The sequence below is a fragment of the Variovorax sp. PDC80 genome, from assembly GCF_900115375.1.
Taxonomy (GTDB): Bacteria; Pseudomonadota; Gammaproteobacteria; order Burkholderiales; family Burkholderiaceae_C; genus Variovorax.
The window spans coordinates 367,045-379,766 of record NZ_FOWG01000003.1; the positions used below are offsets into that span (position 1 = coordinate 367,045).

General features: G+C 70.6%; 13 protein-coding genes. 7 read left to right on the top strand and 6 right to left on the bottom strand.

Annotated elements, in window-relative coordinates; translation table 11 throughout:
* A complete protein-coding gene (locus BM109_RS11575) occupies positions 1-894 on the bottom strand; it encodes a LysR substrate-binding domain-containing protein (protein WP_093342933.1) in 894 nt (297 codons plus the stop codon).
* A 186-nt stretch (positions 895-1,080) separates the two neighbouring features.
* On the opposite strand from BM109_RS11575, the gene BM109_RS11580 reads away from it, so the two are divergent.
* The 4 genes from BM109_RS11580 (at position 1,081) to BM109_RS11595 (ending at position 5,787) form a co-directional block, all read left to right on the top strand.
* Positions 1,081-2,445, top strand: a complete 1,365-nt coding sequence (locus tag BM109_RS11580) for a M20/M25/M40 family metallo-hydrolase (protein WP_093342935.1) — start codon at positions 1,081-1,083, stop codon at positions 2,443-2,445.
* 82 nt (positions 2,446-2,527) lie between these two features.
* Entirely contained in the window at positions 2,528-2,989 is a 462-nt protein-coding gene (locus BM109_RS11585; protein ID WP_093342937.1) for a DUF2501 domain-containing protein, read from the top strand.
* Positions 2,990-3,143: 154 nt separating this feature from the next.
* The gene (locus BM109_RS11590) at positions 3,144-4,889 is read left to right on the top strand and encodes a SulP family inorganic anion transporter (RefSeq protein WP_093342938.1); all 1,746 of its coding nucleotides are present in this window, start codon (positions 3,144-3,146) and stop codon (positions 4,887-4,889) included.
* Between the two features lie 10 nt (positions 4,890-4,899).
* Positions 4,900-5,787: a LysR family transcriptional regulator gene (locus BM109_RS11595; protein ID WP_093342940.1), complete on the top strand. Its 888-nt coding sequence runs from the start codon at positions 4,900-4,902 to the stop codon at positions 5,785-5,787.
* 15 nt (positions 5,788-5,802) lie between these two features.
* On the opposite strand, the gene BM109_RS11600 is transcribed toward BM109_RS11595, so the two are convergent.
* Positions 5,803-6,390 carry a DUF3299 domain-containing protein gene (locus BM109_RS11600; protein WP_256222511.1) on the bottom strand — a complete coding sequence of 196 codons (588 nt, stop codon included), beginning with the start codon at positions 6,388-6,390 and terminating at the stop codon, positions 5,803-5,805.
* Positions 6,391-6,508: 118 nt separating this feature from the next.
* Between BM109_RS11600 and BM109_RS11605 the strand changes: the two genes are divergently transcribed.
* Entirely contained in the window at positions 6,509-7,045 is a 537-nt protein-coding gene (locus BM109_RS11605) for a hypothetical protein (RefSeq protein WP_093342941.1), read from the top strand.
* Here the strand turns inward: BM109_RS11605 and arfB are convergent.
* The 4 genes from arfB to BM109_RS11625 form a co-directional block, all read right to left on the bottom strand.
* Positions 7,011-7,433, bottom strand: coding sequence for an alternative ribosome rescue aminoacyl-tRNA hydrolase ArfB (gene arfB, locus BM109_RS11610; RefSeq protein ID WP_093342943.1), 423 nt, complete (start codon positions 7,431-7,433; stop codon positions 7,011-7,013). The two genes, BM109_RS11605 and arfB, sit on opposite strands and share 35 nt — an antisense overlap.
* Positions 7,434-7,668: 235 nt before the next feature.
* A complete protein-coding gene (locus BM109_RS11615; protein ID WP_093342944.1) occupies positions 7,669-8,853 on the bottom strand; it encodes an acetyl-CoA C-acyltransferase family protein in 1,185 nt (394 codons plus the stop codon).
* Positions 8,854-8,896: 43 nt separating this feature from the next.
* Positions 8,897-9,691 (bottom strand): enoyl-CoA hydratase/isomerase family protein, encoded by a 795-nt coding sequence (locus BM109_RS11620; protein ID WP_093342945.1) that lies wholly within the window; start codon positions 9,689-9,691, stop codon positions 8,897-8,899.
* 27 nt (positions 9,692-9,718) lie between these two features.
* The gene (locus BM109_RS11625; RefSeq protein WP_093342946.1) at positions 9,719-10,438 is read right to left on the bottom strand and encodes a TetR/AcrR family transcriptional regulator; all 720 of its coding nucleotides are present in this window, start codon (positions 10,436-10,438) and stop codon (positions 9,719-9,721) included.
* Between the two features lie 209 nt (positions 10,439-10,647).
* On the opposite strand from BM109_RS11625, the gene BM109_RS11630 reads away from it, so the two are divergent.
* Positions 10,648-11,541 carry an ABC transporter ATP-binding protein gene (locus BM109_RS11630; protein ID WP_093342947.1) on the top strand — a complete coding sequence of 298 codons (894 nt, stop codon included), beginning with the start codon at positions 10,648-10,650 and terminating at the stop codon, positions 11,539-11,541.
* Positions 11,541-12,419, top strand: a complete 879-nt coding sequence (locus BM109_RS11635; protein WP_057595845.1) for a branched-chain amino acid ABC transporter permease — start codon at positions 11,541-11,543, stop codon at positions 12,417-12,419. The genes BM109_RS11630 and BM109_RS11635 overlap by 1 nt, the downstream gene beginning before the upstream one ends.
* Positions 12,420-12,722 lie beyond the last annotated feature (303 nt).

Sequence of the window (12,722 nt, forward strand, 5' to 3'; positions counted from 1 at the left end):
TCAAGCGGTCGGCAGTTCGCAGACCCAGTCGATGAAGGCCTGCACCAGCGGATCGGCCGCACGCTGCGGCGGCACGAACACGCTGTAGCCGCGGCGCGAGGGCGCCTCGTGTTCGCAGGCCAACGCCAGTTCGCCCGAGCGCAGCGCGCGCTCGACGTAGTAGCGCGGCACCAGCCCCACGCCGAGGTCGGCCCGCACCGCCTCGACCAGCATCGAGAACAGGTCGAAGCGATGGCCGGCGATCAGGTTCTCGGGCGGCTGCATCGCGGTGGGCGCCTGCGCGAACCACTCCTCCCAGGCACCGAGCCGGCTGCGCAGCTGCAGCAATGGCGCCGCGCGGAAATCGCCGCGCGCCATCTCGGCGCGGCCGCGGGCGCCGGGTGCGCACACCGCCACGCAGGCCTCGGCCATCAGCGGCTGCGTGTGGGCGCCGGGCCAGACCGCGTCGTCGTACTGCACGCCGACGTCGAAGGGCAGGTCCTCCATGTAGCGCAGCGTCGGGAAGACCTGCAGGTGCAGGCTGCAGCCCGGCTGCAGCGCCGTGAAGCCGGGCAGCCGCGGCAGCAGCCAGCCCTCGGCCAGCACCGGCACCGCGCCCACGATCAGCCGCAGGCCGTCGGTGCGCCGCGCCATCGCCTCGAGCGTGTGGTCCTGCAGCCGGATCAGGTCGCCCGAGATCTGGCCGTGGTAGCGCCGGCCGGCCTCGGTCAGCGTGGTGCCGCGCGCGGAACGCTGCACCAGCCGCACGCCGATCTGGCTTTCGAGCAGCCGCAGCTGCTGGCTCACGGCGCTGTGCGTGAGGCACAGCTCCTCGGCGGCGCGGCTCACGCCGTGCTGGCGCGCGACCGCGTCGAAGACCAGCAGCGCGCGCGTGCTCGGAATGTGACGTCGCATGGTGTTCGTTAGAAAAACTGACGGAGTCGAAGATTAAACCCCAGCACGACAGCCGACTGAAAGGAAGAATCGCCGACGCTTCGTCCCCGGCGAACCGGTGATGCCATCGTCGAGGCTTCGAATCCCTCCGGTTCCGTCGAACGACGGTTTTTCTTTCAACAGGATCCTTCACTCCCGGACTACCGCATGCCCCGTCTCGCGCCCTCTTCCCTCCGCCTCGCCCCGCTCGCCCTCGCCCTCGCGGTGTTCGGCACCGCCCCGCTCGCCCATGCGCAGAGCGCGGCGGTGGCGCCCACGCCGGCCCAGGTGAGCCCGGAGGTCGAGAAGGCCTACACGCAACTGATGGCCGCGCCCACGGTCCAGAAGCTGCTCGACGCGGTGAAGGCCGACCACGAGCGCTCGGTGGAAGACCTGAAGCTGCTGACCGAGATCGAGGCGCCGCCGTTCAAGGAACAGAAGCGCGCCGAAGCCTTCCTCGCGCGCATGAAGGCACTGGGCCTGGCCGACGCGAAGATCGATGCCGAAGGCAATGTGGTCGGCCTGCGCAAGGGCACGGGCCACGGTCCGAAGCTGCTGATCTCGGCCCACCTCGACACCGTGTTCCCGGCCGGCACCGACGTGAAAGTGAAGGAGCGCGAGGGCAAGCTGTTCGCCCCGGGCATCTCCGACGACACGCGCGGCCTGTCGGTGCTGCTGTCGTGGCTCAAGGTGCTCAACGACAACAAGATCCAGACCCGCGGCGACCTGCTGTTCGTCGGCAATGTCGGCGAGGAGGAACTCGGCAACCTGCGCGGCATGAAGGCGATCTTCCGCGACCACCTCGACATCGACGGCATGGTCGGCCTCGAGCCCTCGCCCGACGGCAACGTGCTGGTGCTGGGCACCGCGAGCCATCGCTACGAAGTGAGCTTCAAGGGCCCGGGCGGCCACAGCTTCGGCGCCTTCGGCCAGGTGCCCAGCGCGATCCACGGCATGGGCCGCGCCATCGCCAAGATCGCCGAGGTGCGCACGCCCAGCTTTCCCAAGACCACCTTCACGGTCGGCACGGTCGGCGGCGGCACCTCGGTCAACACCATCGCGCCCGATGCGCGCATGGCGATCGACATCCGCTCGGACGACATGGCCTCGCTGCTCGAGGCCGAGAAGAAGATCCTCGCCACGCTCGACGAAGCCGTGGCCGAGGAGAACAAGCGCTGGAACGTGAACACGCTGAGCGTGAGCACCAAGCTGATCGGCGACCGCCCCGGTGGCCGCACCCCACCGGATTCGGTGATCGTCGAGGCCGCCACGCGCGCCAACGCGGCCTTCGGCCACAAGACCTTGCTGCGCGGCGGCAGCACCGACGCCAACGTGCCGATCTCGCTGGGCATCCCCGCGATCATCATCGGCGGCGGCGGCAAGACCGGCGGCTTCCACGCGCTCAGCGAGTGGATCGACGTGACCGACGGCTGGAAGGGCGCGCAGAACTCGCTGGTGACCGTGCTCGGCCTGGTCGGCGTCGCGGGCGTGAGCGAGCCGCTGCTGCCCAAGCGCCCGGCGCGCACGCGCTGAGCCGGTCCGCGCGGCGACCTCCTTTCGCCACCGGGGCGGCGTATGCTGTGCCCGCATATCCATTCGCACCAAGGAGGTCGCCATGAAGTTCCGTTCCACCCTGATCGCGCTCGCCCTGCTCGCGGCCGGCGTCTCGGCCAGCGCCGAATCGAAGCTGCTCGACCAACTCAAGAACCAGATGGGCGGCGGCGCGGCCAGCGCCGGCAGCAACGGTGGCAGCAGCGGCGGCGCGACCGCCGGGCTGGCCGAGAACCTCGGCTTCTCGATGCCCGCGATCGGCAACAACACCATGGGCAACGCGGCCGGCGTGCTGCAGTACTGCATCAAGAACAACTACCTGGGCGGCGGCGACGCGGCCTCGGTCAAGGACAAGCTGCTGGCCAGGATCACCGGCCAGAAGCAGCAGCAGACCGGCTTCGCGAACGGCGCCAAGGGCCTGCTCAAGGGCGGCGACGGCCAGACGCTCAACTTCAAGCTGCTGACCTCGAAGGTGAAGGAAAAGGGCTGCGACTACGTGCTGAAGAACGCGACCAAGCTGCTCTGAGGCCCGGGGCCCCGGCAGCGGCGATGCCGGGGTAAACCGTGCTGCGCCGGCACCGCGCGGCGCACTAACATCGCACGGTCGCGGCATTTTTCCTCTTCCCTTCGTTCCCGTGCCGCGTCCGCCCACGCCCCGCGTGCGCGACAGACCGCTTTCCATGACGCCGCCACCCGCCACCTCCGCTTCTTCCCCGTCCCTGCGCCAGCGCCTGGCGCGCTGGGTTCCCTGTCTGGGCTGGCCCCGCCCCTCCGCCGCCCTGCTGCGCGGCGAGGCGATGGCCGGCATCACGGTCGCGCTGATGGTGATCCCGCAGGGCGTGGCCTATGCGGCGCTCGCGGGCATGCCACTGGTCACCGGCGTCTACGCGGCGCTGTTCCCGGCGCTGATCGCCGTGATGTTCAGTTCCTCGCAACGGCTGTCGGTCGGTCCGACCGCGCTCACCAGCCTGCTCGTGGGCGCCTCGCTCGCGCCGCTGGCGGTGGCCGGCAGCCCCGAATGGGTGGCGATGGCGGTGTGGCTCACGCTGATGTCGGGCGCGATCCAGATCGTGCTGGGCGCGGGCGGCTTCGGCTGGATGCTGCGGCTGGTGAACTCGCCGGTGCTGATCGGCTTCACGCAGGGCGCGGCGGTGCTGATCGCGATCTCGCAGCTGCCGGCGCTGCTGGGCTTCACCGGGCGCACCATCCCGCAGGTGCTGCGCGGCGACGGCCCGCTGCCCGACCTCACGGCCATCGCCTTCGGCCTCGGCGGCATCGCCGTGCTGTGGCTGGGCAAGCGCTTCGTGCCGCGCTTTCCCACCACCATGGCGCTGGTGGCCGGCGCGGCCGCGCTGAGCTGGGGCATCAGCTATGCGCTGCGCGGCGGCGCGGTGGTCGGCAGCCTGCCCTCGGGCCTGCCCGATTTCTACTGGCCCGGCCTGTTGCCGGCCAGCACCTTCAGCGCGCTGGTGCTGCCGGCGCTGATGATCACGCTGGTGAGCTTCCTCGAGACCGCCTCGAGTGCCAAGGTCGACAACGCGCGCGCCGGCACGCTGTGGAACGAGAACCAGGACCTGATCGGCCAGGGCCTGGCCAAGCTGGCCTCGGGCTTCACGGGCGCCTTTCCCACCAGTTCCTCGTTCTCGCGCTCGGCGATCACGCTCTACGCCGGCGCGCAGACCGGCTGGGCCACGCTGTTCAGCGTGGTCGTCGTGGCCGGCGCGCTGCTGTGGCTGATGCCGCTGCTCTACCACGTGCCGCAGGCGGTGCTGGCCTCGGTGGTGGTGACGGCCATCCTCGGGCTGGTCAAGCCCTCGAGCTTCACGGCGCTGTGGCGCATCTCGCGGCTCGAGGCCGGCATCGCCATCGGCACCTTCGTGCTCACCATCGCGACCGCACCCAGCATCTACTGGGGCGTGCTCGGCGGCCTGCTCGCGAGCCTGGCGAACTACATGTACCGCCACCTGCATCCGCGCATCATCGAGGTCGGCCTGCATCCCGACGGCAGCCTGCGCGACCGCCACCTGTGGAAGCTGCCGCCGCTGGCGCCGCACCTGCATGCGCTGCGCATGGACGCCGAACTCGACTTCGCCTCGGCCTCCACGCTCGAGCGCGCGCTCACGGTGGCGCTGGCCGACCGGCCCGACCTCACCGACGTGTGCCTGTTCGCCCAGCCGATCAACCGCATCGACATCACGGGCGCCGAGGTGTTCGGCTCGATCCGCCGCATGCTCGAGTCGCGCGGCGTGCGGCTGCACCTGAGCGGCCTCAAGCTGCCCGCGATGCAGGTGCTGGAACGCGCCGGCCTGCTGGCGCCGGGGCCGCTGCTGTTCAGCTACCGCACCGACGGCGAGGCGCTGGCCGCGCTGGTGCCGCGCATCGAGGTGCCGCTGCCTACCGAGGCCGAGGCCCAGGCCGCGCACTGAGCGAGCGCCCATGAAGACCACGATCGAGGAACTGCTGGCCTTCCGCACCGTGGTCGACACCGGCTCGATCACGGCCGCGGCCGAGCAGCTCTCGCAGACGGTCTCGGGCGTGAGCCGCGCGCTGAGCCGGCTCGAGCAGAAGCTGGCCACCACGCTGCTGCGCCGCACCACCCGGCGGCTCGAGCTGACCGAGGAAGGCGCGGCCTTCCTGCAGCGCACCCGCGCCATCCTCGACGCCATCGACGAGGCCGAGGAGCAGATGGCCTCGCGCCGCGAGCAGCCCGCGGGCCGGCTGCGCGTGAATGCCGCCTCGCCCTACATGCTGCATGCGGTGGTGCCGCTGGTGGCCGAGTTCCGCCGCCGCTATCCGCAGATCGAGCTCGAGCTCGACACCGACGACCTGCCGATCGACCTGCTGGAGCGCCGCACCGACATCGCGATCCGCATCGGCCCGCTGCGCGACTCCACGCTGCATGCGCGCCCGCTGGGCACGCACCGGCTGCGCGTGCTCGCGAGCCCGGCCTACCTCGAGGCCCATGGCCGGCCGCGCAAGGTGGAGGAGCTCGCCACGCACGCGCTGCTGGGCTTCACCCAGCCCGAGTCGCTCAACCGCTGGCCGCTGCGCGGCCCGCATGGCGACGAATGGCAGATCGTGCCCGGCCTCGCGGCCTCGAGCGGCGAGACCCTGCGCCAGCTCGCGCTGGCCGGCGTGGGCATGGTGTGCCTGTCGGACTTCATGACCGCGGCCGACCGCGCGAGCGGCGCGCTGGTGCAGGTGCTGGCCAGGGACACGGTCGACGTGCGCCAGCCGGTCAACGCGGTCTACTACCGCAATACGCAGCTGTCGGCGCGCATCACCTCGTTCCTGGATTTCCTGGCCGAGCGGCTCGCGGACTGAGCCGCGCCGCGCAGGCTACTGCGCCTTGGCGACGAAGGGCTCGACCGCCGCCGAGCGGATCTCGTAGCCGCTCACGCCCATGTCGGCCGAGGCGTAGCGCGCCGCGCGCAGGGTGCCGCGCACATGCACCGTGTCCATCGCATGCAGGCCCTTCACCGTCTCGTGGGCGATCACGCGCACGATCTGGTTGGCCGGCGGCGGCGGCGTGTGGATGCAGGCGCCGAAGTACGGCACCAGCAGGAACTCGCGGATGCCGTCGGGCGAGGCGTCCAGCGGCACCACGAAGCCGGTCAGGCGGCCGTCGACGCCGTCGAGCGCCACGTTCACCGGCGCGTTGTCCCAGACCGCGCGCATCTCGTCGAGCATCTGGATCGCGCGCGGGTCGTTGTCGCGCAGCGATTCGAGGCTGATGTTGCGGTAGCGCTGGGTCGGGTCCCAGCTCTTGGGGATCAGTTCCTCCCACTTGAGCTCGGGCGCCACGCCGGCGGCCGCGCTGGCCGGCGCGGCACGCTCGGGTCCGCATCCGGCCAGCAGCCCCGCGGCCAGTGCCAGCGAGAGGGCGACGGCCCGCACGGGCCGCCAATGCATCGGGAAAGCGGTCATGGCCTGGATTGTGCAAGCAGCGCCCTGGCGCAGGTTTAAGCAGGACTTAACCGGCCCCTCCCCAAAAGCGGCCGAACACGACAGAATCGCGCGCACCACGAAACATGAGGAGCAGCACATGGCGGCAACGGTCTGGCTGGGGTTGACTTCGTTGGGGATCGTCCATACGGCGATCAGCCTGGTGGCTTTGGCGGCGGGGGCACTGGCCCTGATCCGCTACAAGGAGATCTCCTGGCGCACCGGCCTCGGCCGGCTCTACGTCTGGACCACGGTGCTGACCTGCCTCACGGGCTTCGGCATCTTCCAGCATGGCGGCTTCGGCCGGCCGCACGTGCTGGGCATCGTGACCCTGCTGGCGCTGGCCATCGGCTTCCAGGCCGGGCGCGGCCGGCTCTTCGGGCGCTTCGCGCGCCATGCCGAGCTGGCGGCCTATTCGGCCACCTTCATGTTCCACTGGATTCCGACCTTCACCGAGACGCTGACGCGGCTGCCGCTCGGCGCGCCACTGCTGCCGAACGCCGATGCGCCCGAACTCAAGGCGATCACCGGCGTGCTGCTGGTGCTCTATGCGGTGGGCCTGAGCCTGCAGATCCGGCGGTTGCGCGGAGGCACCGCGCCGCTCAGTCCCCCCGGACCGGTCCGCGCAGGCTCTTGACCTGCGAGCGCTGGCTCTTGCCCTCGAGCCGGCGCTGCTTCGAACCGTAGGTGGGCTTGGTGGCGCGCCGCGCGCGCGGCACCGTCGCCACGCTGTCGACCACGGCCTGCAGGCGCGCGATCGCATCGGCGCGGTTCATCTCCTGGCTGCGGTGCTGTTGAGCCTTGAGCACCAGCACGCCCTCCTGCGTGATGCGGCTGTCGCGCAGCGCGAGCAGCCGTTCCTTCAGGTCCTCGGGCAGCGAACTCGCGCGGATGTCGTAGCGCAGGTGGACCGCGCTCGAGACCTTGTTGACGTTCTGCCCGCCCGCGCCCTGGGCACGGATCGCGCTGAAATCGATCTCGGATTCGTCGACGAGGATGGGGGGACGGTGCTGCACGGGCTGCATTGTGCGCGGTGCGGCGAAGCGGAAGGCTGGAGGGAGCGTGGGGAGAGCGGTCTGGAAGGAGGCATGTCGCGTCGGGCAGACCACCCCGCCCGACGCGCTGCACACACCCGGAGTCCTCTCCTCGATCACTCGCTCCTCCTCTCCGGGCAGGCAGAAGATTAGCGGGGGTGTCGCTTCGGGCCATCCTCCTTGTGGAGGATGCCGCCACACACCGCGTTCCGTTGCTCGCGCCGGATCAGACGCGCTCGAACACCGCGGCGATGCCCTGCCCACCGCCGATGCACATCGTGACCAGCGCATAGCGGCCCTGCACGCGGTGCAGCTCGGCGATCGCCTTCACCGCGATGATCGCGCCCGTGGCGCCCACCGGATGGCCCAGCGAGATGCCCGAGCCGTTGGGATTGACCTTGGCCGGGTCGAAGCCCAGCTCCTGGATCACCGCGCAGGCCTGGGCCGCGAAGGCCTCGTTCGACTCGATCACGTCGAAGTCGCTGACCTTGAGGCCGGTGCGCTCGAGCACCTTGCGCGTGGCCGGCACCGGGCCGATGCCCATGTAGGCCGGCTCCACGCCCGCGTGCGCATAGCCCACGAGGCGCGCCAGCGGCTTCAGGCCCTCGGCCTTCGCGCGCGCGCCCTCGGCCAGCACCAGCGCGGCGGCGCCGTCGTTGATGCCCGAGGCATTGCCGGCCGTGACCAGGCCATCCTTCTTGAAGGCGGGCTTCATCTTGGCGAGCGTCTCCAGCGTGGTGTCGGCGCGCACGTGCTCGTCGGTGTCGAACAGCACCACGCCCTTGCGCGTCTTGACCTCGACCGCAACGATCTGCTCCTTGAAGCGGCCCGCGGCGATGGCGGCCGCGGCACGCTGCTGGCTGGACACGGCCAGCGCGTCCTGCTGCTCGCGCGTGATGCCGTAGCGCGCGGCCACGTTCTCGGCCGTGATGCCCATGTGGATCTTCTCCCACGGGTCGTGGAGGATGCCGAGCATGTAGTCGAGCAGCTGCACGTCGCCCATGCGCGCGCCGTAGCGCGCGGCGGTGTCGAAGTACGGGCCGCGGCTCATCGATTCGGAGCCGCCGCCGATCGCGATGTCGCAGTCGCCGAGCGCGATCGCCTGCGCCGCCGACACGATGGCCTGCAGGCCCGAGCCGCAGAGGCGGTTGACGTTGAAGGCCGGCGTCTCGATCGGGCAGCCGGCATCGATGGCGGCCACGCGGCTGAGGTAGGCGTCCTTGGTGTCGGTGGGGATCACGTTGCCCATCACCACGTGGCCGATGGCCGCGGGCGCGACGCCGCTGCGCTCGATCGCGGCCTTGACCGTGGTGGTGGCCAGCTGGGTGTTGGGCACGTCCTTCAGCGAACCGCCGAAGGTGCCGATGGCCGTGCGGGCGCTGCCGACGACGAAGATCTCGCGTGAGGTCATGAACTGCTCCTGGATGAAATGAACAAGAAAAGGGGAAAAGGGATCAGCGGCCTTCGAAGCGCGCCGGCTTCTTCGCGAAGAAGGCGTCGACGCCGCTGCGGAAATCCTGGCTCGCGGCGCAGACCTGGAAGGCCGCCGATTCGGCGGCGAGCTGTGCCGGCAGCTCACGCTCGAAGCTGCCGCGCATCAGCCGCCGCAACTGGCCCAGCGCCACGGTCGGCCCATTGGCCAGGCGCTGCGCCAGCGCCATCGCCTCGCCAGCCAGCGCATCGGCCGGCAGCACGCGGTTGACGAGGCCGATGCGCTCGGCCTCGGGCGCGTCGAGCATGTCGCCGAGCATCGCGATCTCGAGCGCGCGGCGCAGCCCGACCCAGCGCGGCAGCGCCCACGAGGCGCCGACGTCGCAGCTCGCGCCGATGTTGACGTAGGCCAGGTTGAAGCGCGAGCCCTCGGCCGCGAGCACGAAGTCGGCCTGCAGCATCAGGCTCAGGCCAGCGCCGGCCGCCACGCCGTGCACCTGCGCGACCACCGGCGCGTCGATGGTGGCGAGCACTTCCAGCGCCTCGTGCAACGGGCCGATCAGCGCGGCCGCGCCGCCCTGCGGATCGGCGCTCAGCAGCGCGAGGTCGCCGCCGGCCATGAAGCCCTTGCCGGCGCCGCTCATGAGCACCGCGCGCACCGAACGGTCGGCCGCGATGGCGCGCACCGCCGCGAGGAAGGCCTGCGCCATCGGCACGTCGATGGCGTTGAGCGCCGCCGGGCGGTTGAAGCGCAGCGTGGCGACCGCGCCTTCGCGGCCGAACTCGAGCGGGGTGTCGGGGGTGGTTGTGTCGGTCATCGTTGTCTGCTCCATGGCGTGGGAAGTTCAGGCGGCGGTCGCGCGCGGCTTGCGCCGCGCCGGTGCCGCGGGCACCGGCTGCAGCACGCCGTTGAGCAGCAGCGCGATCGCCTGGTCGGCGATCTGCTCGGGGGTGAGGTCGCCGTCGCGCCGGTACCAGCGGCCGATCCAGCTCAGCGCGCCGGCCAGCATGAAGGCGGCCATCTTCGGGTCGCAGGGCGCGATCGAGCCCTCGGCGATGCCCTCGTCGATCAGGCGGCGGAACTCGTGGTCGATGCCGGCCTTGAGGCGGCGCAGCTCCTTCTTGAGCGGCTCGGGCAGCGGGTCCTCGCCGATGCGGATCACGCACTTGCCGAACTCCTCGCAGACGATGGCCGAATAGCTGCGCATGCAGGCCATGAGCTGGTCGAGCGCGCGGCCCCCGTTGCGGCGCACCTCGTCGATGCCCTCCTGCATCATGCCCAGCGCGGCACGCACGCACTCGAGCAGGATGTCGTCCTTGCTCTTCACGTAGTAGTAGAGCGTGGGCTTGGTCACGTGCAGCCGCTCGGCGATGTCGTCGAGCGAGGTGGCATGGAAGCCGCGCTCGTTGAACAGCTGCGCCGCCGTCTGCAGCACGGCCTGGCGCTTGAGTTCGCGCTGCATCGCGCGCTGGGCCGAGGGCACCCAGGGCGATTCGTCGGCGGCCTCGGCGGTCTCGGTGGAAGGGGCCTTGGCGGCGGAGGCACGGCGCTTGGTGAGGGTCATGGGGCGATCCGGGTTTGCGCGCAGGGGTAAGTCCTGATGCCGCGGCGAAGTCGCGTCTGGAAGATCGCGGACGTTACCGAGGAGTAGAAATTCTACGGGCAAGTAGCCCGCGATGCGGATGCCGGAGGAACCCTGAGGCGGCGGCGCATCGCTCACTTGCTTTTTCCCTCCTCGTCCAGAAGCCCGGACACAGGACACGACTCGACGCCATGCACGCCGACACCGAGCGCCCGCGCGCCACCTCGCCCGCCGACGGAAGCGCCGCCGCGCCCGTGCTGCGCGTGGAGGCGCTCACCCTGGCCTTCGGCGGCGTGAAGGCGCTCAGCGGCGTGGGCTTCGACGTGCAGCCCGGCTCGATCACCGCGGTGATCGGTCCCAACGGCGCGGGCAAGACCTCGCTGTTCAACACGGTCTCGGGCTTCTACCGGCCGACCGCCGGCCGCGTGGTCTTCGAGGGCGCGGACATCACGCGGCTGCCGGCGCCCAGGCGCGCCGCGCTCGGGCTGGCGCGCAGCTTCCAGAACATCGCGCTGTTCCGCGGCATGACGGTGCTCGACAACATCAAGCTCGGCCGTCACGTGCACCTGAAGGCCAACGTGTTCGACGCGCTGTTCTACCTGGGCCGCGCGCGCCGCGAGGAGGCCGAGCTGCGCCGCGATATCGAGGAGCGGATCATCGACTTCCTCGAGATCGACCACATCCGCCATGCCAGCGTGGCCGCCCTGCCCTACGGCCTGCAGAAGCGCGTGGAGATGGCGCGCGCGCTCGCGATGCGCCCCAAGGTGCTGATGCTCGACGAGCCGGTGGCCGGCATGAACCGCGAGGAGACCGAGGACATGGCGCGCTTCATCCTCGACGTGCGGCGCGAATGGGGCATCACGGTGCTGATGGTGGAGCACGACATGGGGATGGTGATGGACCTGTCGGACCACGTGGTGGTGCTCAACTTCGGCCAGGTGATCGCGCAGGGCACGCCGGCGCAGGTGCAGGCCGATCCCGAGGTGGTGCGCGCCTACCTGGGCGCGGGCGACGTGGGCGAGCTGCGGCGCAGGCTGCGCGGCCAGGCGGCGGCCACCGCGACAACGGCAACGGCGGTGGCGTGATGGATTGGGCCTACCTGTTCGAGATCGCGCTGACCGGGCTGGCCGGCGGCGGACTCTATGCGCTCGCGGCGCTGGCCTTCGTGCTGGTCTACAAGGCCACGCGGGTGGTCAACATCGCGATCGGCGAGATGCTGATGATCGGCGCCTACCTGTTCTTCGCCTTCGCCGCGACCTTCTCGCTGCCGATCTGGCTCGCGGTGCTGGGCTCGGTGCTGGGCACGGGCCTGCTGGGCGCGGTGATCGAGCGCACGATGATCCGCCCGCTGCTGGGCGAACCGCCGATCTCGGCCTTCATGGTGACGGTGGGCCTGGCCTCGGTGCTGGTGGGCCTGGTCGAGATCGTCTGGACCGCCGACCAGCGCCGGCTGCCCGAGTTCATGCCGAGCGCGCCGGTGATGGTGGGCGAAGCCTTCCTCGCGCCCAAGGTGGCCTACGGCGCGCTCGCGGCGCTGGTGCTGATCGTGCTCGTGCTGCTGCTGTTCCGCTTCTGGCGCGGCGGCGTGGCCTTGCGTGCCACGGCGTCGGACCAGGGCGCGGCCTACATGATGGGCATCAACGTGCCGCGCGTGTTCTCACTGGCCTGGGTGGCCTCGGCCATGATCGCGGCGGTCGCCGGCATCGTGGTCGGCGCGATCGGCGGCATCTCCTCCTCGATGGGGATCTTCGGTCTCTCGGTGCTGGTGGTGGTGATCGTGGGCGGTCTGGACAGCGTGCTCGGCGCGCTGGTGGGAGGGTTGTTCATCGGGCTGGTCGAGGCGCTGGCCGGGTCCTACCTCGGCGGCGAATACAAGCTGCTCGCGACCTTCGTGGTGTTGGTGATCGTGCTGATGATCCGGCCTTACGGGTTGTTCGGTACGCATGAGATCGAGAGGCTCTGAATGAGGGTCTCTTCTTTCACGCGATCGCTTTGTTCGGGGTGGGCTCACGCCGACGGGGTACTCCCCTCCGCGAATGTCCCCCGGCCTGCGGCCTCCTCCTTTATTTCGCTGCGGGGAGTACCCCATCGACGTGAGCCTGGACACGGCGGTAGAACCGGCCGCACAACGACTGCGCTCCTCGTGCACAGGGCAGTGGGTGCTTCCCGCAGCGAAATAAAGGAGGAGCCGAAGGCGGGGGACATTCGCGGAGGGAAGTACCCGCTGTCCTGTGCACGCGCCCCGGCGCATCCTCGCCCCTCTTCA

Excerpts from the sequence above, each read along its gene's own strand:
- BM109_RS11575 (WP_093342933.1), bottom strand. The coding sequence starts at position 894 with ATGCGACGTCACATTCCGAGCACGCGCGCGCTGCTGGTCTTCGACGCG.
- BM109_RS11580 (WP_093342935.1), top strand. The coding sequence starts at position 1,081 with ATGCCCCGTCTCGCGCCCTCTTCCCTCCGCCTCGCCCCGCTCGCCCTC.
- BM109_RS11585 (WP_093342937.1), top strand. The coding sequence starts at position 2,528 with ATGAAGTTCCGTTCCACCCTGATCGCGCTCGCCCTGCTCGCGGCCGGC.
- BM109_RS11590 (WP_093342938.1), top strand. The coding sequence starts at position 3,144 with ATGACGCCGCCACCCGCCACCTCCGCTTCTTCCCCGTCCCTGCGCCAG.
- BM109_RS11595 (WP_093342940.1), top strand. The coding sequence starts at position 4,900 with ATGAAGACCACGATCGAGGAACTGCTGGCCTTCCGCACCGTGGTCGAC.
- BM109_RS11600 (WP_256222511.1), bottom strand. The coding sequence starts at position 6,390 with ATGACCGCTTTCCCGATGCATTGGCGGCCCGTGCGGGCCGTCGCCCTC.
- BM109_RS11605 (WP_093342941.1), top strand. The coding sequence starts at position 6,509 with ATGGCGGCAACGGTCTGGCTGGGGTTGACTTCGTTGGGGATCGTCCAT.
- arfB (WP_093342943.1), bottom strand. The coding sequence starts at position 7,433 with ATGCAGCCCGTGCAGCACCGTCCCCCCATCCTCGTCGACGAATCCGAG.
- BM109_RS11615 (WP_093342944.1), bottom strand. The coding sequence starts at position 8,853 with ATGACCTCACGCGAGATCTTCGTCGTCGGCAGCGCCCGCACGGCCATC.
- BM109_RS11620 (WP_093342945.1), bottom strand. The coding sequence starts at position 9,691 with ATGACCGACACAACCACCCCCGACACCCCGCTCGAGTTCGGCCGCGAA.
- BM109_RS11625 (WP_093342946.1), bottom strand. The coding sequence starts at position 10,438 with ATGACCCTCACCAAGCGCCGTGCCTCCGCCGCCAAGGCCCCTTCCACC.
- BM109_RS11630 (WP_093342947.1), top strand. The coding sequence starts at position 10,648 with ATGCACGCCGACACCGAGCGCCCGCGCGCCACCTCGCCCGCCGACGGA.
- BM109_RS11635 (WP_057595845.1), top strand. The coding sequence starts at position 11,541 with ATGGATTGGGCCTACCTGTTCGAGATCGCGCTGACCGGGCTGGCCGGC.